At 57.3% G+C, this 23,010-nt stretch carries 16 protein-coding genes; 12 read left to right on the plus strand and 4 right to left on the minus strand.

Going from position 1 to position 23,010, the window contains the following annotated elements; all coding sequences use genetic code 11:
- The first annotated feature begins 54 nt into the window (after positions 1 to 54).
- From fahA to VWY60_RS15000, 12 genes are all read left to right on the plus strand, one after another.
- Positions 55 to 1,311 (plus strand): fumarylacetoacetase, encoded by a 1,257-nt coding sequence (fahA, locus tag VWY60_RS14945; RefSeq protein ID WP_416541015.1) that lies wholly within the window; start codon positions 55 to 57, stop codon positions 1,309 to 1,311.
- An 11-nt stretch (positions 1,312 to 1,322) separates the two neighbouring features.
- Positions 1,323 to 2,273, plus strand: a complete 951-nt coding sequence (locus tag VWY60_RS14950; RefSeq protein WP_416534672.1) for an MBL fold metallo-hydrolase — start codon at positions 1,323 to 1,325, stop codon at positions 2,271 to 2,273.
- A 150-nt stretch (positions 2,274 to 2,423) separates the two neighbouring features.
- On the plus strand, positions 2,424 to 4,034 hold the full coding sequence (locus VWY60_RS14955; RefSeq protein WP_416541016.1) for an FAD-dependent oxidoreductase: 1,611 nt from the start codon (positions 2,424 to 2,426) through the stop codon (positions 4,032 to 4,034).
- A 5-nt stretch (positions 4,035 to 4,039) separates the two neighbouring features.
- Entirely contained in the window at positions 4,040 to 4,255 is a 216-nt protein-coding gene (locus tag VWY60_RS14960) for a DUF2783 domain-containing protein (protein WP_416541017.1), read from the plus strand.
- Entirely contained in the window at positions 4,252 to 4,794 is a 543-nt protein-coding gene (locus VWY60_RS14965; RefSeq protein ID WP_416541018.1) for a VOC family protein, read from the plus strand. Before VWY60_RS14960 ends, VWY60_RS14965 begins: the two co-directional genes overlap by 4 nt.
- 58 nt (positions 4,795 to 4,852) lie before the next feature.
- Positions 4,853 to 5,539, plus strand: coding sequence for a maleylacetoacetate isomerase (gene maiA / locus VWY60_RS14970; RefSeq protein ID WP_416534675.1), 687 nt, complete (start codon positions 4,853 to 4,855; stop codon positions 5,537 to 5,539).
- 44 nt (positions 5,540 to 5,583) lie between these two features.
- Positions 5,584 to 6,279, plus strand: coding sequence for an NnrU family protein (locus tag VWY60_RS14975; protein ID WP_416541019.1), 696 nt, complete (start codon positions 5,584 to 5,586; stop codon positions 6,277 to 6,279).
- A 52-nt stretch (positions 6,280 to 6,331) separates the two neighbouring features.
- On the plus strand, positions 6,332 to 7,687 hold the full coding sequence (gene hemN / locus VWY60_RS14980) for an oxygen-independent coproporphyrinogen III oxidase (RefSeq protein ID WP_416541020.1): 1,356 nt from the start codon (positions 6,332 to 6,334) through the stop codon (positions 7,685 to 7,687).
- Positions 7,688 to 7,833: 146 nt separating this feature from the next.
- A complete protein-coding gene (locus VWY60_RS14985; RefSeq protein WP_416541021.1) occupies positions 7,834 to 9,384 on the plus strand; it encodes a cryptochrome/photolyase family protein in 1,551 nt (516 codons plus the stop codon).
- Positions 9,385 to 9,556: 172 nt separating this feature from the next.
- Positions 9,557 to 10,111: an ImuA family protein gene (locus tag VWY60_RS14990; RefSeq protein WP_340546480.1), complete on the plus strand. Its 555-nt coding sequence runs from the start codon at positions 9,557 to 9,559 to the stop codon at positions 10,109 to 10,111.
- Positions 10,053 to 11,531 (plus strand): Y-family DNA polymerase, encoded by a 1,479-nt coding sequence (locus VWY60_RS14995; protein WP_416534680.1) that lies wholly within the window; start codon positions 10,053 to 10,055, stop codon positions 11,529 to 11,531. Before VWY60_RS14990 ends, VWY60_RS14995 begins: the two co-directional genes overlap by 59 nt.
- Positions 11,528 to 14,911: an error-prone DNA polymerase gene (locus tag VWY60_RS15000; protein WP_416541022.1), complete on the plus strand. Its 3,384-nt coding sequence runs from the start codon at positions 11,528 to 11,530 to the stop codon at positions 14,909 to 14,911. Before VWY60_RS14995 ends, VWY60_RS15000 begins: the two co-directional genes overlap by 4 nt.
- A 1,174-nt stretch (positions 14,912 to 16,085) precedes the next feature.
- On the opposite strand, the gene VWY60_RS15005 is transcribed toward VWY60_RS15000, so the two are convergent.
- Genes VWY60_RS15005 through VWY60_RS15020 form a run of 4 tightly spaced genes read right to left on the minus strand, consistent with a single transcriptional unit; the run spans position 16,086 to position 22,777 of the window.
- Positions 16,086 to 19,052: a type I restriction endonuclease subunit R gene (locus VWY60_RS15005; protein WP_416541023.1), complete on the minus strand. Its 2,967-nt coding sequence runs from the start codon at positions 19,050 to 19,052 to the stop codon at positions 16,086 to 16,088.
- Positions 19,045 to 19,440: a DUF4160 domain-containing protein gene (locus VWY60_RS15010; protein ID WP_416541024.1), complete on the minus strand. Its 396-nt coding sequence runs from the start codon at positions 19,438 to 19,440 to the stop codon at positions 19,045 to 19,047. Before VWY60_RS15010 ends, VWY60_RS15005 begins: the two co-directional genes overlap by 8 nt.
- Entirely contained in the window at positions 19,437 to 20,756 is a 1,320-nt protein-coding gene (locus VWY60_RS15015) for a hypothetical protein (protein ID WP_416541025.1), read from the minus strand. Before VWY60_RS15015 ends, VWY60_RS15010 begins: the two co-directional genes overlap by 4 nt.
- Positions 20,753 to 22,777, minus strand: coding sequence for a type I restriction-modification system subunit M (locus VWY60_RS15020; protein ID WP_416541026.1), 2,025 nt, complete (start codon positions 22,775 to 22,777; stop codon positions 20,753 to 20,755). Before VWY60_RS15020 ends, VWY60_RS15015 begins: the two co-directional genes overlap by 4 nt.
- Between the last annotated feature and the right edge of the window lie 233 nt (positions 22,778 to 23,010).

Genomic DNA, 23,010 nt, shown 5'->3' on the forward strand with positions numbered 1-23,010 from the left:
AGTATTTCGGGAAAGATGACGAGAGCAGCTGCTCTCAAACGAAAAGGACCACGTATGCCTTTGACAAAATCCTGGGTCACCTCCGCCAACAGCGCGACCCATCCGTTCCCACTGAATAACCTGCCTTATGGCGTGTTTTCTGTTGATGGCGACGATCCGCGCTGCGGCGTGGCCATCGGCGACATGATCCTCGATATGCAGGCCGCCGAGGAAACCGGCTTGGTCCAGTTGAGCGATGCGCCACTTTTCGACGTTCCGTATTGGAACGACCTTATGGAAGAAGGTCCGGCCGTCTGGACTGCGCTTCGCAACCGTTTGACAGCGCTGCTGTCCGAAGGCTCTTCCGAGCAGGGTAAGGTCGAACCTTTTCTGGTTCCGGCTACGGACGCCGAGCTGCACATGCCCTTTGCCGTCAGCGAATACACCGACTTCTATGCGGGCAAGAACCACGCCTTTAACGTCGGCACCATGTTCCGCGGTCCGGAAAATGCGCTGCCGCCGAACTGGCTGCATATCCCGATCGGCTATAACGGGCGGGCCTCCTCCGTTGTGGTGTCCGGTACCGACGTGCGCCGACCCTGGGGTCAGCTGAAAGGTCCAAATGACGAGACGCCGCGGTGGGCGCCCTGCGCGCGCTTCGATATCGAGCTGGAGATGGGCGCCATTGTCGGCACCCCCTCCGATGGCCCGATCACCGTGCAGGAAGCGGATGACCATATCTTTGGCTATGTACTGCTGAACGACTGGTCCGCGCGCGATATCCAGGCCTGGGAATACCAGCCCTTGGGACCGTTCCAGGCCAAGGCTACTGCCAACACGATCTCTCCTTGGATCGTGACCAAAACGGCGCTGGAGCCGTTCCGCTGCGACACGCCGGGGCGTGAGGTGGAACTGCTGGACCACCTGAAGGATTGCGGCCCGATGCTCTATGATATCGACCTTGAGGTCACCATGGCGCCGGAAGGCAAAGAGGCCACAACCATCGCGCGGACCAACTACAAGGAAATGTATTACTCCGCCGCACAGCAGCTGGCGCATCACACCACCTCGGGCTGCCCGATGAACGCGGGCGATCTTCTGGGCTCCGGCACCATCTCCGGCCCCACCAAGGAAAGCCGCGGCTCACTCCTGGAACTCAGCTGGGGCGGTAAGGAGCCGCTAACGCTGGAAACTGGCGAGGAGCGCTCCTTCATCGCCGACGGTGACACGCTGACCCTGAAAGGCGCGGCCAAAGGCGACGGCTACACCATCGGTTTCGGCGACTGCACCGGTACCGTGCTGCCCGCGCTTGAAAACCCCTACGCAAGATAAGGAAGACCACCATGGCCAAGGCTTTTGCGTCCCAAGGGGACATGACTGAAAAGAAGATCACCTTTGATGAGATCGGCGAGGGGCTTTATGCTTTTACCGCCGAGGGCGACCCGAACTCCGGCGTGATCATCGGCGATGACTCTGTGATGATCGTCGAAGCGCAGGCGACCCCACGGCTTGCGAACAAGGTGATCGACTGCGTTCGCTCTGTCACCGACAAGCCGATCACCCATGTGGTGCTAACACATTACCACGCTGTTCGCGTACTGGGTGCTTCCGCATTTGGCGCGCAGAACATCATCATGTCGGACAAGGCCCGTTCGATGGTGGTTGAACGCGGGCAGGAGGACTGGGACAGCGAATTCCAGCGCTTCCCGCGCCTTTTCGAGGGCCATGAGAGCATCCCCGGACTGACCTGGCCCTCCACCACCTTCAGCGATTCGATGACCGTTTACCTCGGCAATCGCCGGATCGACATCAAGCATCTGGGTCGCGCCCATACCGCGGGTGACGCGGTGATCCACGTGCCGGATCAGAACGTGATGTTCACCGGCGATATCGTCGAAGACCACTCAGCCTGCTACTGCGGCGACGGGCATTTCGGTGACTGGGGCAGGACGCTGGACAATATCAAAGCTTATGATGTCGACGCCATTGCCCCCGGTCGTGGAGACGCGCTGGTGGGCAAGGACGCGGTGGAACGCGCCGTCGAAAGCACCCGCGATTTCGTTGAAAGCACCTACCGCCCGGCAGCGAAAGTTGCAGCCCGCAACGGCACGCTGAAAGAAGCCTGGGACGCGGTGCGCGCAGAATGCGATCCGAAGTTTGCAGATTATGCCATCTATGAGCATTGCCTGCCCTTCAACGTGGCCCGTGCCTATGACGAGGCACGCGGCATCGACACCCCCCGGATCTGGACCGCTCAGCGCGATCTGGAGATGTGGGAAGCCCTGCAGGGGTGAGGCCCAGGCAAATTTATACTCGGGGCGGTTTGATCCAGACCGTATCGCCCCAGCAGTACCTATGAAATGTTTGACCAGAACCTCGGCGTAGCCGCGACCGGGGGCTAGTCGAGCCGTGCCTGACGGCACCCGGATTTGGGAGGAGGCCAGATGAACAAGATCTTTGAAGTTCCCTTGTATTCTTATCAACGCAGTGACGATCAGGATGCGCCCTCGCCGGTGCGTCATCCAGTCGTCGTGATCGGTGCGGGGCCGGTTGGTCTTGCTGCCGCAATTGACCTGGCCCAGCAGGGCATTGGCGTGGTCGTGCTGGACGACAACGACAAGGTCAGTTTTGGCTCTCGCGCCATCTGCTTCTCGAAACGGACACTGGAAATCGCCGATCGGCTTGGCCTCGGGGATCCCATGGTCGCCAAAGGCGTTCAATGGAACCTCGGCAAAGTCTTTTTCGACGACCGCAAGGTGTACGATTTCAATCTCCTGCCTGAGGAGGGCCACAAGCGGCCCGCATTTATCAATCTGCAGCAGTATTATTTCGAGGAATACCTGGTGAACCGGGTCCGAGAGCTGCAGGAGCAAGGCGCGCCGATCGAAATCCGCGGCCGCAACAAGGTCTCTGCCATCGGCACTCACCCCAGCCATGCCGTGCTGGAAATTGACACGCCAGAAGGTCCCTACAACCTGGAAGCCGACTGGCTGATTGCCTGCGACGGTGCCGGCTCCCCCACCCGGCAGATGCTGGGGCTGGATTTCGTCGGACGGGTGTTCGAAGACAACTTCCTGATTGCTGATGTGATCATGGACGCGGATTTCCCGACGGAACGCTGGTTCTGGTTCGACCCTCCCTTCAACAAGGGGCAGTCGGCACTGCTGCACAAGCAGCCCGACGGGGTCTGGCGCATTGACCTACAGCTGGGCTGGGACATCGACAAGGAGCGTGAGAAGCGCCCCGAAAACGTGATCCCGCGACTCAAGGCGATGCTGGGCGAAGATGTGAAATTCGAGCTGGAATGGGTCTCTATCTATACATTCCAGTGCCGCCGCATGGAGAAGTTCCGCCATGGCCGGGTAATCTTCGCCGGCGACGCCGCACATCAGGTGTCGCCGTTCGGAGCCCGCGGTGCCAACTCCGGCCTGCAAGATACCGACAATCTGTGCTGGAAACTCAAGCTGGTGATGGACGGCAAAGCGCCGGAAAGCCTGCTGGATAGCTATGACATTGAACGCGTCCACGGCGCTGACGAGAACATCCGGAACTCCTCGCGCTCCACTGATTTCATCACCCCCAAGTCGGAGATGAGCCGGGTCCTGCGCGACGCGGTTCTGGACCTGTCCGAGCAGTATGAATTCGCGCGTCCTTTGGTGAACTCCGGCCGGCTGTCGGTGCCCTGCACCTATGAGGGCTCACCGCTGAATTCGGCGGACGCGCTGGACGGGCCGGAACGCACCCGGCCCGGCTCACCCTGCCCCGATGTGCCGCTGGTCGACGGGTTTCTGCTTGGCAAGCTGGGCGACAAATTCACCCTGCTGACCATCGACGCCGACGCGCCTGATGAGATTCAGGAATCCGGCATCACGGTCACCCGATTGGCGCTCTCCAGCAAGGACGACAAGACACTGGCGCTGAAGGACCGCTACCTGGGCAAGCATGAAAGCGGTGTCTACCTGATCCGCCCGGACCAGCATGTCGCCGCCCGCCGCCCCAGCTATGACGACAACCTGTTCCGGCATGCGATCCGCCGGGCCATCGGCAAGGAGTGATCACCATGACCGAAGACCAACTGATCCTGGCCGCCAACCTCGAACGCGCCGACGATTTCTATGCTGATCTGCTGGCCGCGCATGAGGATCTGAGCAAGGCCGAAAGCGATGCGCTGAATGCACGGCTGGTGCTGGTGCTGGCAAATCACATCGGGAAACGCGCGATCCTGAAACAGGCGCTGGCCGCGGCCGCGCTAAACCCCGGGGAGGACTCCGCTTGAAAATAGAACAGATCCACCACGTCGCCTACCGCTGCAAGGACGCAAAGGAGACAGTCCTGTGGTACAACAAGATGCTGAACATGGACTTTGTCCTGGCGATTGCCGAGGACCATGTTCCCTCCACCCATGAACCCGATCCCTACATGCATATCTTCATGGATGCAGGTAACGGCAACGTCCTGGCCTTTTTTGAGCTGCCGACCAAGCCGGAGATGGACCGCGACCGCAACACGCCGGTCTGGGTGCAGCATATCGCCTTCAAGGTGAAGGACCGCGCGACCCTGATCCAGCTCAAGGAGCATCTGGAGGCCAACGGCGTCGAGGTGCTGGGGGTGACCGACCACTCGATCTTCCACTCGATCTATTTCTTCGATCCGAACGGCCATCGGGTGGAGCTGGCCTGCCCCGACCCGGAGGAACAGGCACTGCTGCAAAAGCTGGACTCCGTGAAATGGGAAATGCTGGAAGAATGGTCCAAGACCAAGAAGGCGCCGAAACATGCCGAATGGCTGCACGCCAAGGAATTGAGCGAGCTTTAGTGATCGGACCGCGGGGCGGTGTTTCCACCGATCACTCAGGCCATGCAGGGAGACCGGAATGTCTGATGTCATACTCTACGACTACTGGCGATCATCGGCCAGCTATCGTGTTCGCATTGCCCTCAATCTCGCGGGTATCGCCTACCGGAGCCAAACCGTGGATCTGGTCAACGGCGAGCAAACCGGCCCCGAGCATCTGGCCCGCAACCCGCAAGGGTTCGTGCCGGTGCTGGAAATCGACGGGCTGCGCCTGACGCAATCGCTGGCAATCCTCGACTACCTGGACCAGACCCGAAACCTTGGCCTGCTGCCTGGCACCCCCTCAGAGCGTGCGGGGGTTCAGGCCCTTGCCCACTCCATCGCGGTTGATCTGCACCCTGTCTGCAATCTGAAGGTCGCCCGCTACGCCACCAGCCTTTGTGCAGAGGCACAGCCGCAAGATGCTGAACACTCTCTCGACATGCCCGCAGGCTGGATGCGCCACTTCATTCGTCCGGGTCTCATTGCTTTTCATGCGCTTCTGGAAAGATATCCCCCTGCGCCATATTGCACCGGAGACCGTCCGGGGCTCGCAGATCTCTGCCTGATGCCACAACTCTACAACGCCCGACGCTGGGGGGTGGATTTCAACGACCTGCCCCGTCTTGGTGAGATTGAAGCCACATGTGCAAGCAATCAGGCCTTCGCGATGGCGCATCCGGATGCAGTTCATTCCGCCACTACAACGGACAAACAGATAGGATAATCCGCTTCCAGCGATACGGCTCCTGCCAGACGAGGGGATCATTGATGTCAACCGATTGGACGGGTTTCACCCTTGCCATGACAGTGTTTATCGTCAGCCATTTCCTGCCACGCCTCGCAGATCTGCGCGGGCGACTGATCGCAACCCTTGGTCGCCGCGCCTATTTCTCGGCCTACGGGCTTTTGTCACTCGGAGTGTTCGGCTGGGTCATCGTAGCCGCGGCTGATGCGCCTTATGTCGAACTCTGGCCGCCATCTGATTGGTTGCGATGGGCCCCGATGCTGACAATGCCCTTGGTCTTTGTGCTGACAAGCTGCGGTTTGGGCGTGGAAACCCCCTTTACGCTTGGAGGACGGCGCAGTTCCGATCCGACGCGGGATGATCCCGGGCGCGCCGCGCTCAGCCGCCATCCGATGCTCTTGGCGCTGGCACTCTGGTCGCTGTCACATCTGCTGGCCAACGGCGATTTGGCTCATGCCATTGTGTTTGGCGGATCCTTTCTCCTGGCCGGTGCTGCAATCCTGCTCTTTGATTTTAAGGCACGCGCAACGCTTGGTGCGGACGCAGCGACTTTTTTCGCAACTACCGCCGTGTTCTCGCTACGCCCGATCCGCAACTCAGGCTGGCGGCAACAGCACCTGCGGGATCTGGCCATACGGGCTGCGCTTGGCCTGTTGCTCTGGGCGGCCGCGTTACATTTGCATGAGCGCGTGATCGGCGTTTCACCCTTGCCAGTCTAAAATTTGATTTCGCGCAAAGTCCTGCATTCAGAAATCGGTCATATCTGGCAATATGAAACAGATTGATCGCCTTCGCGAGCTGGGACTTTTTGACAGCCGCGTTCCCCGCTATACTTCCTACCCCACAGCGCCGGTATTCAGCGCAGCCGTCGATAGCGCTTTCCAGAGCCATGCACTGTCGGCGCTGGACCCGGCGGAACCTGTGTCAGTCTATATACACGTGCCCTTCTGCGAACGCTTGTGCTGGTTTTGTGCGTGCCGAACCCAAGGCACTCAGACACTCAGCCCGGTCGAAAGCTATATCGCCACCGTCGAAAAAGAACTGTCCCTTCTCGCCGAGCGACTTCCCAAAGGGTTGCAGATGGGCCGCCTGCATTGGGGAGGCGGCACTCCGACCATTCTGCCGCCAGCGCTGGTACACCGGCTGGCGCAAGCGGTGAAATCTGCCATACCACCGACAGATGATTGCGAGTTTTCAGTCGAGATCGACCCGACAATGGTAGACGGCGACAAGATTGCGGCTCTGGCAGAGGAAGGCATGAACCGCGCCAGCATCGGCATTCAGGATTTTGATCCCGAGGTGCAGGCAGCAATCGGTCGTATCCAGCCCTATGACGTCACTGCCGCCTGTGTCGCTGAGCTGCGTGCGGCTGGCATTCGATCTCTGAATACCGATCTCGTCTATGGATTGCCCCATCAGGACGCGACACGCATCGCGGATACGGTTGACAAGGTGCTGACACTGGCGCCAGATCGTGTCGCCCTGTTTGGTTATGCCCATGTCCCATGGGTGGCAAAACGGCAGAAGCTGATTGATGATACCGCGCTGCCAGGCGATGAAGCCCGCTACCATCTGGCTGAGCTGGCCGCAGAGGCATTTCGATCTGCCGGATTTGCCAACATCGGCATAGATCATTTTGCGCGCCCTCAGGACCGTTTGAACCTGGCCAGCGAAAATGGCGGCTTGCGGCGAAACTTCCAGGGTTATACGGATGACCGCTGCCCGACGCTGATCGGTGTTGGCGCTTCTTCGATCTCGCGCTTTGAAGGCGGCTATGTGCAGAATGCAGCTGCTACGGCCGCCTATGTTCAGAGGATTGAAGCCGGCGAGCTTGCCGGCGCACGCGGCCATCAACTTACCCAGATCGACAAGGTGCGGGCTCGGGCGATTGAAATGCTGATGTGTGATTTCCTGCTGGATCTCACGGAACTGCGCCAGCGGTACGGGCCCATATGCCAGCAGCTGACTGCGGATCTGGAGGAGGTCACCGCGACCTACGGTGAACTGGTGACCTGGGCGGACGACGCCCTCCGTGTCAAACCCGAAGGGCGCGCGCTGACCCGGATCATCGCCAGCACATTCGACGCGCATAAACCGGAGGGTGTCCGCTACAGCCAGGCCTCCTGACGCTTTGAAAATGACATAGATCAGTCTCTAATATTGGCTTATCTGTCGCGCCTTTCTGCGCGGGACCACCCTGCCGTTGCCAGCTTTCCCCGTTGCCAGCTTTCACGGTCACGCTATCTGCTGCCAGACCAGCGGAGTACCGGGACATGACCAATAATGTGACACCTCAGGACAGCAGTGACCGCGGCAGGATTATTCTGATCCTGGGTGATCAGCTGTCGCATGATCTTTCGTCTCTGCAGCAGGGTGACCGACAGAAAGACCGCCTCCTGATGGCTGAAGTTACGGAGGAAGCCAGTTATGTGCCGCACCACAAAAAGAAACTCGCCTTTGTCTTTTCCGCCATGCGGCACTTCGCGGATGAGCTGTCCGCCGACGGTTGGGCCCTGCGGTACATACGACTTGAGGATCCCGACAATTCAGGCAGCTTGATTGGCGAGCTGGAGCGTGCATTGGAGCAGACCCCGGCAACAGAGGTTCTCATCACCGAGCCGGGAGAATATCGCCTCAAAGAGGCGCTGACCAACTGGTCTGGACCGGCAAAGCTGACCATGCTTGAGGACAGCCGCTTTCTCGCCAGTCATGAGATGTTCCGCAACTGGGCGGAGGGGCGCAAACAACTCCGCATGGAGTATTTCTATCGCGAAATGCGTCGCAAAACCGGCTTATTGATGCAGGGTGACGACCCTGAGGGTGGCAAATGGAACTATGATTCTGAGAACCGCAAAACGGCCCAGAACGACATGTTTATGCCCAAGCCTGTTCACACCGATCCGGACAAAATCACGCAAGGCGTACTCGCGCTGGTGGAGCAGCGGTTTTCCAGCAATTTCGGACAGCTAACCCCCTTCTGGTTCGCAGTCACCCGCAAGGAAGCCCTGGCGGCGCTAGATCATTTTGTAGATGAGGCGCTGCCACTATTTGGCGATTATCAGGATGCCATGCTGACAGGAGAGCCGTTTCTCTACCACTCCATTCTGGCGCAATACATCAATATTGGCCTGCTTGGCCCTTTAGAAGTCTGCCTCCGCGCCGAACGTGCCTATTATGAGGGGCGCGCTCCTCTCAATGCGGTCGAAGGGTTTATTCGTCAGATTATCGGCTGGCGCGAGTATATGCGCGGTATCTACTGGCTGAACATGCCGGGCTACACCTCAATGAATTTCCTGGGGGCAACACGGGACCTGCCAGAGTTCTACTGGAGTGGCCGAACCGACATGGCCTGTATGGCCGCAGCCATCAGTCAGACCCATGACGAGGCCTATGCGCATCATATTCAGCGGCTGATGGTAACCGGCAATTTCGCCCTGCTGGCTGGAGTGGACCCGCACCAGGTCCACGAATGGTATCTGGCGGTCTACGCAGATGCCTATGAATGGGTTGAAGCGCCAAATGTCATCGGCATGAGCCAGTTTGCAGATGGCGGTTTCCTAGGGTCCAAGCCCTATGCCGCCAGTGGAAATTACATCAACAAAATGTCGGATTACTGCGCGAATTGCGCCTATGACGTGAAACAAAAAACAGGGCCCAAGGCTTGCCCGTTTACACCGCTGTACTGGGATTTTCTGATCCGAAACCGTGAAAAACTGTCAAGAAACCCGCGTTTGATGCAGCCCTATCGGACCTGGGACAGAATGTCGTCAGACAAACAGGAGGCCTATCTCAGCAGTGCAAGAAAGGTTCTGAACAGTCTCTAAATAGGCATTTTCGGGGATTTGGCCGAATATTAACCCGATTCAGGATCACGCTCCTTTCACCAAACATGTCCGTCAGAATTGGCACTTTGCCCTCGACTGGTTTGTTGTGCGGTCTGTGCTGTTGTCAGGGCAGCCACTTTTGCAGGGCGATGTGACACGGTATAAATCGATCATGACCACTTCAACGCTCCCATATTTTCCACTCAAGCGCGGACGCGTACATGAAGTCTGCGGTCCTGGCAGTTTTGGGTTTCTTGCAGCTTTGATGGCCCAGACCTGCGGACCCACGCTTTGGATACGTGAAAGCCACCGTCCAGAATATATCAACCCTATGGGGCTAGGTGAATTTGCAGATCCCTCTCAGATGCTGGTTGCAAATGTGACGCATCAGACCGATGGGCTTGCCAGTGCCGAGGAGGCGTTGCGGGAGCGCGCTGTCGCATTGGTCGCGATCGACATCAGCAAACCTCTCAGCCTTACTGCCGGGCGGCGTCTGCAACTCGCGGCGAAGACAGGAAACAGCACCGGGCTTTGCCTTATCCCTGAAGGGATGGGCAGCAATGCCGCCGAAAGCCGCTGGCGCTGTCGACCTCTATTTCATGCACAGGACTCGACTCATTTTCACTGGAGTCTTATTAAGAACAAATCGGGAACAGTTGGATCTTGGCATGTTCGATGGAATCGCACGTCGCGTCGTGTCGATATGGTTTCACCGGTTAGCGAGTGACCGGTTTCTTCGGCAGTACCCGCTGTCCGGCCCTTTTGCGCTGACCATCAAACACAGCAATGCAAATCGGCTGTATTGCCTCAATACTGAAGCCGCGCAGCAAGGCTTGCACCAGGGTATGCCCCACTCAGACGCCCGCGCATTTTGTCCAAAACTACAAACAGCCCCTGCGGATCTCTACCGGGATCAGCAATTCTTGCTGACCCTGCGCCGATGGGCCACCCGGTATTGCCCTTGGGTAGGGTTAGAAGGCCGGGACGGCCTGGTTCTTGATATCAGTGGCTCTTCTCACCTTTTTGGAGGAGAGGACAATATGTTGAGTGATATCCGCACAGGTCTGACACGGGCGGGCCTATCGGCACAGATCGGACTGGCCGACACACGCGGAGCAGCCTGGGCGCTGGCACATTTCGGCGAGGGACAGGCTGCACCAGGGGCTATGTTGCCAGCTCTTAAGGACCTTCCCGTTGCCGCTCTGCGGCTGGATGAGAAGACAACAACCGCTCTGATCAGATTGGGGCTGCGCAAAATCGGGGATCTTGCGACAACGCCCCGTGCCCCGCTGACACGCCGTTTTGGACCAAACGTAGTGATGAGGCTGGATCAGGCCTTAGGGCAGCAAGTTGAAGAAATCACACCTTTGGCCGCGCCGCCCCATTACGGTGTCCGCATGACATTGCCAGAGCCTATCGGCCTGATAGATGATGTCATGGCTGGCACGAAAAGACTGCTGACACGACTCTGTGCAACCTTGAAAACCCATGAGATGGGCGCCCGTGTGTTTGTCGTAACACTGCGGCGAGTGGATCAGGGACACCAAGAAGTGGAATTGCGTCTGGCCCGCCCCTTGCGCGATCCACTCCGGATTCTCCCCCTGTTCGAAAAGGGACTGTCTGAAATTGACGCTGGCTTTGGCATAGATCAGCTGCGTCTCGAAGCGACACAGACCGAGGCTCTGCCCGCGCAGCAGATGACTCACGTTGCCACTGACAGCGACGACCGGCTGGACGATCTGATTACGCGGCTCGGGACACGGATCGGTCTTGAAAACATTCAGCGTTTTCTTCCCGCCGACAGCCATATTCCGGAACGTAGCTTCATTACATCACCTGCGGCCTATTCAACCGCCGCCAGCGGTTGGGTTTGCAGGAACCCACGCCCACTCTGCCTGTTTCACCCAGAACCGATTGCAGGGGGCGGATCTTATCCGCCGACCCATTTCCGCTGGCGACGCATGTCATTGACCACAGGCAGGGCCACCGGACCGGAGCGCATCACCCCCGAATGGTGGTTTGATGACGACAACTGGCGGTCTGGCTTGCGTGATTATTGGCGGGTGGAAACCACGCAGGGGCGACGGCTCTGGCTGTTTTATACGCCTCAGAACCCCGGCTGGTACGTGCAGGGGGAATTCGCATGATTGAGGTCAACCACAGGCATCGGCAGGTTGAGGTGTTTCAGAAAGATCTGCCGGATCGACGACTGCAAAAGCAAGATTATGCCGAACTGTGTGCCACCACAAATTTCACCTTTCTGACCGGGGCCTCCCATCCCGAAGAACTGGTTGCGCGAGCTGCCGAATTGGGACTGTCAGCGCTGGCAATAACAGATCACAACTCGCTTGCGGGGGTTGTCCGGGCCTGGAGTGCGCTAAAGGAGCTGACACGGGAAACACAGGATGCCTTGAAAATCCGGTCCCACCAGCGGATCGATTCCTCCTCTCGGCAAGAGATAGGCCACGCATCTGCCATTCCCAAGCCGATAGCACCGGTCCTTCCCAAGTTGATTGTCGGATGCCGTCTCATCTTGCAGGACAGCGCAGTGGATTGGCTGGCCCTACCATGCAACCGAACCGCCTATAGTAAGTTGGCAAGATTGCTCACCCTCGGGAAACGGCGTGCGGAAAAAGGTAAATGTATTCTCTACACTGAAGACGTCATCAATGCCTGCCAGGCCATGATCCTGATCGCCTTGCCAAAGGGATCATTGAACGATGCTGTCCTGGATATTCAACGAATGGGGCGGCAGTTTCCGCATCATGTCTTCTTGGGGGCCGCGCCGCGCTATGATGGAAGCGATCAGGCTTATCTCGCGGCCTGCGCCCAGACAGCGCAAAAAACATGCGCTCCAATGGTGGCGATCGGAGATGTCCTGATGCACCGTGCCAATCGCAGGCAGCTTGCTGATGTTTTGACCTGCATGCGCGAGAATATCACCATCGATGAGATCGGCACCCGCGCCTTGCCAAATGGAGAACGTCGGCTCAAAGCGGGCGCCGATATGGCACGTATATTTCGTGATCACCCTGCAGCGCTCCGCCGCACGTTGGAGATTGCCAATAGATGTAATTTTGATCTGGGTGAACTCTCCTATGAATACCCACATGAAGAGGCGGACGGTGAAACAGCACAGGCCCGTTTGGAACGCCTGGTTCAGGAAGGCTTGAAACGTCGCTACCCAGATGGCCCTCCGGACAGAGCAATTCAGCTGATGGAGAAAGAGCTTTCTGTTGTCAAAGAACTGGAGTTTTCAGCCTATTTTCTGACCGTTCATGACATCGTGCAATTTGCCAAATCCAAGGGGATCCTCTGCCAGGGACGCGGGTCTGCTGCCAATTCAATCCTTTGCTATCTCTTGGGCATTACGGATGTCAGCCCCGATATGATTGCGATGGTTTTTGAGCGTTTCGTGTCAAAACATCGGGGAGAGCCACCGGATATCGACGTTGATTTCGAACACGAACGGCGTGAAGAAATCATCCAGTGGATTTACCAGAAATACGGTCGCCATCGTGCTGGGCTTTGCGCAACCGTCATCCACTTTCGCACGCGCGCTGCCATTCGCGAGGTCGGCAAGGTTATGGGCCTCAGCCAGGATGTAACTGCAGGCCTGTCCGGACAGATCTGGGGCATGAGCAATGGCAATGTGGATCTGGATCGCATTCGTGAACTTGGGCTCAATCTAGAAGACCGCCGCCTGATGCAGACGATACAACGGATCGGCGAGATCATCGGCTTTCCACGTCATCTTTCTCAACATGTGGGCGGGTTTGTCATCACCAGTGGACGGCTGGACGAACTTGCCCCGATTGAGAATGCCGCAATGGAAGATCGTACCGTCATCTGCTGGGACAAGGATGATATTGATGCCCTGCGCATTCTGAAAGTAGATGTGCTGGGATTGGGTATGCTCACCTGCATTAAAAAAGCCTTTGCCTTGATGCAGCAACACGAGAACATAACGCACAGCATCGCAACCGTCCCCCAAAAAGATGAGGCGACCTACGATATGCTCTGTGCCGCAGATGCGGTGGGTGTCTTTCAGGTAGAAAGCCGGGCACAGATGAATTTCCTGCCCCGGATGCGGCCCCGCAAATTCTACGATCTGGTTATCGAAGTCGCGATCGTCCGCCCGGGTCCGATACAGGGAGATATGGTGAAACCTTATATTCGCAGGCGAAACGGTTTGGAAAACCCGGATCCCTTCGGACCTGCTCTGGAACAGGTAACCAAGCGCACAATGGGCGTGCCTCTGTTTCAGGAGCAGGCTTTGCAGATCGCTGTTGTCGGTGCGGGTTTTTCTGCAGAAGAAGCTGACCACCTGCGCCGTTCTCTTGCCTCCTTTAGGCGCATGGGAACAATTGGAAAGTATCGCGACAAATTCATCGCTGGAATGCTGAGGAACGGCTATAGCCAAGACATTGCCGAAAGGTGCTTCGGACAGATAGAAGGCTTTGCGGACTATGGATTTCCCGAAAGCCACGCTGCAGCCTTTGCCATGCTGGCCTATGTCTCAGCTTGGCTGAAATGTCACCACCCGGCAATTTTTGCCTGTGCCTTGCTCAATTCTCAGCCGATGGGCTTTTATGCTCCAGCACAGATCATCCGGGATCTACGTGATCATGGTATCGAAGTCCGGCCGATCTGTGTAAACTGCTCCGAATGGGACAACACGCTTGAACGCCGCCCGGATGGAACATTGGCCCTGCGTCTAGGGTTTCGTCAGATCAAAGGTTTCAAGGAAGACGACGCAGGCTGGATCATTGCTGCGCGCGGAAACGGGTATATAGATCCTGAGCACCTCTGGCTGCGCGCGGGGCTTGCCCCTGCAGCCCTGGAGCGTCTGGCTGAGGCGGATGCCTTCTCGTCTATGGGTGTCCCGCGCCGAGAGGCGCTCTGGCAAGTAAAATCAATCCGAACTCCTGCACAGCTTCCGCTGTTCAACGATCAGTTCGACGGAGAAGCCATCACCGAGCCGGACGTCATGCTGCCGCGGATGCATCTGGGGGAAGAAGTCGTCGAAGACTATGTCTCAATGCGCCTGAGCTTACGCGCGCATCCGATGGAACTTCTGCGTCCGGCTCTACCCGGCCTGATCTGCCACGACCAGCTGATAACCGCGCCATTACAGCCAGTCTGCGTATGCGGCCTGGTCATTACGAGGCAACGACCGGGCACCGCTTCAGGCGTGATATTTCTGACCCTCGAGGATGAGACCGGCGTTTGCAATGTGGTGGTTTGGAACAGGATATACGAACGTTTTCGCCGCACTGTCATGGGGGGGAGATTGTTGCGCATAACAGGCTACCTTCAACGAGAAGGTGCTGTGGTGCATGTCATCGCCCAGAATATCGAGGACGAATCTGCGAGGCTATCGGAGCTAGGCCACCCGCTAGACAGTGCAATTCAATCCGAGGGGCCACGTGCGGACGACACCCCGAAACGCACCCGCTATCCAGCCCGCGCAATGCATCCAAGGGATCAAGCCAAGAGGCTCTTTCCAAGCCGGGACTTTCATTGAACCGCAGTATCGCCTTTTCTACCACAACTCATGCGTTTCGGCTTTCCAACACCCTATCACTTTGCGACTAGCCGAGAGCGATCGACGTCAGTGCGCATCGAAGTACAAAAGGTATCCCGAAGTACATCGAGCATGACCCATCTGACGATTGGGACGCCGTGCAGGCGAAAGTAACGAGCGCGATGTCTTTGTCGCTTTTCACGGAGTTCAGTGACGATGACATCCAAGCGCTAGAGAAGCTATTCAAGAAGGAGAGTGACTCGGATTGAGTTTGCTTGCGAGGCATGCGCACGACTAACGACGATCAAGAAGATGCAGGAGCGGCAGTTGGCACCCAGCTAGCCAGCAGATTGGTAGGAGCGTAGCGCATCTCAACTTAAATCATTGATTTATAGTTATACAATGGTGCCCGGGGGCTGTTCTAAATCTGGTCTAGATCCGTGTGCAATCCGGTTCAGTTCCCGTTACAGGCATCGTCAGCACGGTAAGCATCAGCAATATAAGGGTTATCAGTCGCGTAGAGATGAGGTCAACATGCACAAATTGTTCTACGGTTTGTTCTACGGTCTCGGTCCTACCTGCTCCCGCGCCGAACAGAGATGAAGGTTCAGATGAAAAACCGGCTGGGTCTGAACCAGCGTATGCCTTCGGAGTACGGAGGGGGGGGCCAGTGCCACCCCACCCCTAGGCGATATCGTACATGACCTCGACCCGAGATTGGGTTTCAGATTTCGTCAACCTGCTCTCGAATGAAAGCCCTTTTGAGCAGTGAACATTGCGTAGGCGCCAGTTGTGACAAACCTCAGTTCTGCAGGGGGTGCCTTACGGGTGCATAGCTTGACGGGGAAACTCGGTGCAGTTCGCTGATAGTTACCCAAGCAGTTTCAGGCGTGCTTCCCGTCACAAGCTGATTGGATCAAGGCTGTTGGGCAATCAGCGAGGAGAGGAGTATATTTTTTTCTTCTTCGTGATGAGAAAATGTAGTTGGTGTAGGAAGTGTAGCCCTCTCGGAAAAGTCCCCGGAAAGGATCCGGTTAGAGACTTTCCAAGAAGGGCTACATCGACTGCATCCCCTACACCGTCAGCCTAGGGCGGGTTGAATGCCGTGCCATTGCATGCCGCCGGAAGTGCGGTGCTGAAAGACCCCAGGCAGCTTCTCCAAGGCCCTCTTGAACTACATTGAGTTTGCCATTCGCATCGCTCGGTTGAAGAAGTGCCTTGTGGCTTGATCACGGGCCACCTTGTCCGTCATCACGGCACTCCGCATTTCGTTGTCCTGCTGGAACATTCGCACCATCCCCTGGAAGAAAGCACGCTCGAATGCTCCATAGACGACATCCGCCGGGTTGTTTCGCATCATGTCAGACATCTCGTCGTCCATGATCTCTCGATTGACCCGCTCGAACCGCAGGAAGTCCTCCCTTGAGAAATTGGTCCCATGCCGTTCGTTGAAGGAGTCGATGATCTCTGACAGCGATCGCTCTTCCTCTTCCGTGTACCGGTTTGCACCGAACTCGGTGATGGCTGCCAGCTTGGTGGTCTCCCCAGGCTGTAGTGAGGCAGAGCCTTCTTCGCCTTTCTGAACGCGGAACGCCGAGAGCTGCAGCATATCCTCCGTGATGGAAATGTCCGCAGGAACTTCTCGCGACGGCAGCAGGCGAGATAACCACGACACGTAAGCGAACAGCTTTTCGAGCCACGGATCGCCCAAGGCCACGATCTGGGCAACGAACGAATAGAATCGTGTGTAGCTGCGAAGGAGCTGCCGGAATTCCTCCTGCTGCGCTTCGTCATCATCCATCTCGAAACGCCCGACTGCTTCCTTTACGAGGCCTTCGAGGCGGATCCGGTCCTGGCTGCTGAGATTGCCAGCGAAGAAGGCTTCGGCAAAACGCTCAACATCCTCGCGAATGACGTACGGCGAAGAAGAGATCCGGCTTTCAAGATCGTAGATCTGATTGAGGTCCGTCCGTTCCTCCAGCTCCGTGGCCTCAAAGAAGGGGGCGAAGGCGTCACGGATCTCCTCCATCGTGTTCTGGAAATCGAGGACGAAAGTTCGCTCCTTTCCCGAGTGGGTCCGATTCAGCCGGGCAAGGGTTTGCACCGCTTGCAGCCCAGCCAGCTTTCGGTCGACATACATCGCTACCAGTTTCGGTTGGTCAAACCCGGTCTGGTACTTCTCGGCAACCACCAGCACCTGATACTCATCCGTGCCAAATCGCTGCGGCAGCTCCGTCTCTGGGAAGCCATTTGCTACTGCCTCAGACCAGTCATTACCATCAATGCTAAGGTCACCCGAGAAAGCCACCAATGCCTTCAGGTCGGAGTAGCCCCTCTTGTCGATGTAGGCCTTGATCTGCTGCCAATACCGGAAGGCGTGTTCGCGGCTTTGCGTGACCACCATGGCCTTCGCCTGGCCATCGAGTTCTCTCCGCACATGCCGACGGAAATGCTCGACGATAATCTCGACCTTCTGAGCTATCGTGGTCGCATGAAGGGAAGCATATCTTGCAACCGCACGCTGCGCGTTTCTGCCCTTGAATGCAGGGTCATCTTCGATGGCCTTCTCCAGCTGGTAGTACGCCGAATAGGTCATGTAGTTCTGGAGGACGTCCAAGATGAACCCTTCCTCAATAGCCTGGCGCATCGAGTAAAGGTGGAACGGGTGCGGGTGACCATCCTCGCCAGCGCGGCCGAACCGCTCAAGCGTCACGTTCCGGGGTGTCGCCGTGAAGGCAAGAAAGGAAATGTTCTTCTGCGGGCCTCTCGCAGCCTGATGGGCAAGGATCATGTCCTCAATGTCTTCAGAGGAGGTCTTTTCCCGTGTCAGAGCATCGCTCATGGCCTGCGCGGCCTTGCCCGACTGCGAGGAATGTGCCTCGTCGATGATCACGGCGAAGTTCTTGGATGACTGCCCTGAAATAGCCGCCAGATGCTCCGTGCCGAACTTCTGGATAGTGGTGATAATGATCCGCTTTCCTTGCTCGATGGCCTGCTTCAGGTCACGGGAGGTACCGTCGATCTTCTTCACCACGCCTTCTGTCTGGGCAAAGCCGCTGATCGTGTTCTGCAACTGGCGGTCCAGAACCAGCCGGTCTGTCACAATGATCGCCGTATCGAACAGAGGCCGGTCGGCCTCGTCGTGCAGATTGATGATCTGATGGGCGGTCCAGGCGATGGTGTTAGATTTGCCGGACCCGGCACTGTGCTGGATCAGGTAGTTCTGTCCCGCGCCATTCCCCCGGGCATGCGCGAGAACACGCCGCACTGCATCCAATTGTTGGAAGCGTGGAAAGATTAGAACCTCCTTACCGCCAGCGCGTTCCAGATGAATGAACCGCCCAATGAGGTCCAGCAGCACCTCGCGAGAGAAGACGGCCTTCGCCCCCGGCAGATCCTTGTAAAGGTAAGCAACCCGGTTTTCCCCCGGCGCATCCGGGTTCCCGGCGCCGCCGTCCCGCCCCCGGTTGAAGGGCAGGAAGCGTGTCTTGCCGTTCATCAGCCGCGTGGTCATCGACACGTTGTCCGGATCTACGGCGAAATGGACGATGGCCCCGCGTTTGAAGGTCAGAAGCGGCTCGCCACCGGGAGACCGGTCTTTGCGGTACTGCGCTTCGGCGTGTTTGAAGGTCTGCCCCGTCAGCGGGTTCTTAACCTCCATCGTGGTGACGGGGATGCCGTTCACGAAGGTCGCGATGTCGATGGCATTGGCGTTCTTCGAGGAGTACCGCACCTGCCGCATCACCGACAGGATATTTGCCTCGTAGAGCCGGGTCAGCCCCGGGTTCAGGTTGGAGGCGGGCTTGAAGTAGCAGAGCTTGAAGTTGATGTTTGGGACAAGCTTGATCCCCTGGCGCAGTACCTGGTGGGTGGGCTGCTCCTTTAAGGCCTTTTCCAGCCGCTTCAGAACCTCGGCTTCGGCTTGAGAGCTATAGTGGTCCTCCAGCGTCTGCCAAGCGTCGGGCTGGGTCTCCCTCAAGAACCGGAATAGAAGTTTCCGATCCAAGGCATAGGCCACGTCGTAATCGGCGGCAGGATCCCGTTCGAGGTAACCCTGATCCGATGTCAGGCAGGCCACGATATGGGCCTCGAAGACTTTTTCCTGGTGAATGTCTTGTTGACTTAAATGGTGATCACTCATCATTTTTCTCAATATACTTTCCTACTGGGCAATCACTCGGTCTAGTCTCGTTCCATGTGGCAATCAGTTTTTGCTTGTTCGTTTCGTGCCATTTTCTGATCTCTTTCTGCCGCCGAGCCAAAACGGCATCGCCTTCTATAAGCCGGCAATTACTAATCTCAAAACTCGCGTTGCCTGCATTGGTTTTGACATGGAAGTGCGGAGGTGGATGCTCTTTGGCGTATATTTCGATTTTTATGTCTCGGAAGCGGGCGACTATAAAGTCCATGTATGGACCGGTGCTAGCGCTACTTTTCCGGCTTCGAGGATCCATGAGATCAGCCAAATTCAAAGAACTAAGCAGATCTTCTGTACAATTGTCTTCGAACAGAACGATGTTATCGCTCACGCCTCAATCTCCTCCTGAATGGCGTCGAGCCGCCGGTCCACGGTGCCGGATTTGCCGTAGGTCTGCACATCGATCTGCCCGGTGACAGCGGCAGTGATCAGTGCGGAGCGGTACTCTTTGAGGCGGTCGACGGAGGCCTGAGTTTGCCCAGAAAGAGTGTTTGAAAGAGAACGCTGTTTTCGTATTTCTTCCACGATTCCGGTCTGCTCTGCTCTTGGCGGCACAGGGAAACGTTCGGGGTATATGTGCTTGTTATTGATTTGCGGGACGGTGGAGACATCAGCGAGGTTGTCCAATGTCCTAGTCTTCAAGACCCACATGAAATAGTCCAACACGTGGTCATCAGATATCACCCATCCCATGAGGTTGGGATCAATTGCTGAGTTCTTCGGAGAGACTGCGACTTTATTAGTGAAGATTGCTGCGCCTCGCTTGGGGAAAACTAAGAAGTCCTTTCGCGGCCCTTGTAACTGAGAGTGCGGTCGAAACGCTGCTTTTGTCTCCAAAAGCTTACCTCCGTCACAAGAATTTAGATCGTTCACTTTGACGTAAGGCACTGTGCCTTCGGCAGCATCTGTCTCCTCGCCGCTGGATGAACCGATAATCCGCCCAAGGTGAAAGCCCTTCCGAACCTGCCAGTGATCAGGAAGCAGCGGACACCAGTAAAGCCCACTGGCAACGAGTACTGGATTGTCAGACACTCCTCGAGTGACGAGGTCTCGAATTTTATGGGAGAGCCGCTCCCCCAGCAACGCCACCAACCGCTGCTTTTTCTCGATCAGCAGGTCAATTCTCGCGGTCTCGCGGTCCAGAAAGTCGGCAATCTGGCGTTGGGTCGCGAGGTCGGGTCGATAGACCCAATCGTTCGGAAAGTCGGCGAGCTTAACAGATTGACGTACGCCACCACCGAGTGAGTAGTAGTGCTTCGCCAGATCAAGAGCGAGCAACGAGTAGAACCAGAAGCGAGGGTCGTTGTCGCGCTGAACTTCGACAGCGTCGTATGCGGAAGTAATAATGCCGCGCTGGGTCACGAGGCCCTGCCTAAGGCTTCGTTTATCGTTCTGCAGGTCGGTAAGCCGGAGGATAATGTTCCCCGGATCTACGATCTGATACCCTTCAAAGTTCTCGGGCAGCAATCCATCCGCGGTATCTATATCCTTCTCGACGATCCGCCCATAACTGAGAGATAGAAGGTTATCATTCTTCATGCCCGTGTTTTTGTTGCCGCGGCGGACGCGAAACACTTGATGCAGCTTATCCAACTGCCATTCATCAAGTTTTGGTGCGGCGTGAACGCGTTCTTGAAGTGTGATCACTCCACCACCTCCTGCAGCAGACCTGCGATCTCGGTTTCCAGCGCCTTCAGCTCGGCGTCGATCTCTGCCAGCGGGCGGGGCGGCTCGTACTTATAGAAGTAGCGGTTGAAGTTGATTTCATAGCCGATGCGGCCAACATCGCCGTCCTGCGCGTCGGTGTAGCTCTCGTCCACCCAGGCATCGGGGACGAAGGGCAGAACCTCGTGCTGCACGTAGCCCCGCCAGTCCTCCCCCAGCGGCACCAGCTCGTGATCGCGCAGATCGGTATCGGGTTCCGGGTTGCCGTCCTTGCCGGTGCAAACCTTGGCGTCCTCGTCCCGCTCCGACAGGGTAGAAAGGATCGCCTTCTTCACCGGGGCGGAGATCTTGAGGCCCGCAGCCTTCAGCGCCGCTGTCAGGTCTTTTTCGAACCCTGCCCGGTACAGCCACCGCTTGCCCGCCGGAAGCTTCTTCTGCAATGCATTCAGGATCGCCTCCCGCTCAGCTACGTCCAGTTTGGCAAAGGGCTTTGCCTCCTGCAGCGCCTGTAGGGCAACTTCAGTCACCTCGAAGGCCAGTTTCAGGGGGCGTTCAACACGGATCTCCCGGTAGCCGAAATCGGTGGTCTTGAAGATCTTGGAGTATTCCCCCCAACCCGTCTCGCCGTTCAGCATCCCAGCATAGATGCGGGTGATCTCGTCACAGGCTTCCGCCGGGATCTCGCGGCGCTTGGAGCCGAGGGATTTGCGCATGGACTTCCAGAAGCGGTCGCTGCTGGCGTCGATTAGCTGCACCTTGCCCTGACGGTCCCGTGTCTTGCGGTTGGTCAGCAGCCAGACATAGGTCTGAATGCCAGTGTTGTAGAACAGATCCGTCGGCAGGGCGATGATCGCCTCGACCCAGTCGTTTTCCAGCATCCAGCGGCGGATCTCGCTTTCGCCTGACCCAGCGCTGCCGGTGAACAAGGGGGAGCCGTTCATGACGATGCCGATACGGGTTCCCTGCTCGTCATCCCGAATCTTCGAGATCATGTGCTGCAGAAACAGGAGCTGCCCATCCGAGACGCGCGGCAGACCGGCCCCGAAACGGCCATCCATGCCAAGCTCCTGCGCCTCAGCGACGATGTCGTCCTTGTACTTCTTCCAGTCCACGCCATAGGGCGGGTTGGATAGCATGTAGTGGAAGCCCCGTCTTTTATGGGCGTCCTGGGTCAGCGTGTTGCCGAAAGCGATGTTCTCGGGGTTGTGGCCGGTGACCAGCATGTCCGATTTGCAGATGGCGAATGATTCCGGGTTCAGCTCCTGACCAAACAGCTCCACCCGGATCCGCTCGTTCAGGGCCTTCATCTCCATTTCGGCAATGGACAGCATACCGCCGGTTCCCGCCGCCGGGTCATAGACTTGCCGGATCACGCCGCTGCCAGTCAGGGCGTCATGGTCGTTGATGAGGAGCAGCGACACGATGAGGCGGATCACCTCGCGCGGGGTGTAGTGTTCCCCTGCGGTCTCATTGGAGATCTCCGAGAAGCGGCGGATCAGTTCCTCGAACAGGTATCCCATCTCGAGGTTCGAGATCGCCTCAGGGTGGAGGTCGATATGTGAGAACTGCTCGAACACAGCAAACAGCAGGCCCGCATCGTTCAGCCGCTTGAGCTGGTCCGTGAACAGGAATTTCTCGAGGAAGATGTCGCGGACGTTCGGGGAGAACTTGGTGACGTAGTCCAGGAGGTTGCTGTGAATGTCTTTGGCGTCCTGGCCCTTGAGGCTTTCGAAGGTGAAGCGCGATAGGTTGTAGACCTGAACGTTTTGACCAGCAGCCCCGATCAAGATCGTGTCACGGGCCTCGTCATCGATATCTTCCGGCAAGCTGTCGGCTAGGTCGAGGACGGCACTCTTGGTCCCGTCCAAGATGCAGTCCAGGCGGCGCAGGACGACGAAGGGCAGGATGACCTTGCCATATTCCGACTGCTTGAAATCGCCACGCAGGGTCTCTGCGATGGACCACACGAAGGCACTCAGAGATTTGATGTCAGTTCCGCTCATAGTCTTCTTTCATTATCGGTTTGCACCGTGGCTGGCCTAAAAGCCATGCAACGGATTTCGAGTGCTGGCAATTGTCCAATGTCTAGAACATCCAGAAGGAGAATGCATTCCCAAAGTCTCCCTCCCAGGACGTGTCCACCGCCCCTGCATAGGGTCTGCAGGTAGTTTTGGAACTGGCTTGAGTGGCCTTCAATTTGAAGGTCAGACGCAGTGAAACCGCGCTATCTTCGCCG

It is taken from the genome of Phaeobacter sp. JH20_26 (assembly GCF_048056275.1).
GTDB classification, from domain to species: Bacteria; Pseudomonadota; Alphaproteobacteria; order Rhodobacterales; family Rhodobacteraceae; genus Phaeobacter; species Phaeobacter bryozoorum.

Coding starts and splice junctions, on each gene's coding strand:
- VWY60_RS14950 (WP_416534672.1), top strand. CDS start 1,323: ATGGCCAAGGCTTTTGCGTCCCAAGGGGACATGACTGAAAAGAAGATC.
- VWY60_RS15000 (WP_416541022.1), top strand. CDS start 11,528: ATGATTGAGGTCAACCACAGGCATCGGCAGGTTGAGGTGTTTCAGAAA.
- fahA (WP_416541015.1), top strand. CDS start 55: ATGCCTTTGACAAAATCCTGGGTCACCTCCGCCAACAGCGCGACCCAT.
- VWY60_RS14985 (WP_416541021.1), top strand. CDS start 7,834: ATGACCAATAATGTGACACCTCAGGACAGCAGTGACCGCGGCAGGATT.
- VWY60_RS14990 (WP_340546480.1), top strand. CDS start 9,557: ATGACCACTTCAACGCTCCCATATTTTCCACTCAAGCGCGGACGCGTA.
- VWY60_RS15005 (WP_416541023.1), bottom strand. CDS start 19,052: ATGAGTGATCACCATTTAAGTCAACAAGACATTCACCAGGAAAAAGTC.
- maiA (WP_416534675.1), top strand. CDS start 4,853: ATGTCTGATGTCATACTCTACGACTACTGGCGATCATCGGCCAGCTAT.
- VWY60_RS15020 (WP_416541026.1), bottom strand. CDS start 22,777: ATGAGCGGAACTGACATCAAATCTCTGAGTGCCTTCGTGTGGTCCATC.
- hemN (WP_416541020.1), top strand. CDS start 6,332: ATGAAACAGATTGATCGCCTTCGCGAGCTGGGACTTTTTGACAGCCGC.
- VWY60_RS14995 (WP_416534680.1), top strand. CDS start 10,053: ATGTTCGATGGAATCGCACGTCGCGTCGTGTCGATATGGTTTCACCGG.
- VWY60_RS14960 (WP_416541017.1), top strand. CDS start 4,040: ATGACCGAAGACCAACTGATCCTGGCCGCCAACCTCGAACGCGCCGAC.
- VWY60_RS14955 (WP_416541016.1), top strand. CDS start 2,424: ATGAACAAGATCTTTGAAGTTCCCTTGTATTCTTATCAACGCAGTGAC.
- VWY60_RS14975 (WP_416541019.1), top strand. CDS start 5,584: ATGTCAACCGATTGGACGGGTTTCACCCTTGCCATGACAGTGTTTATC.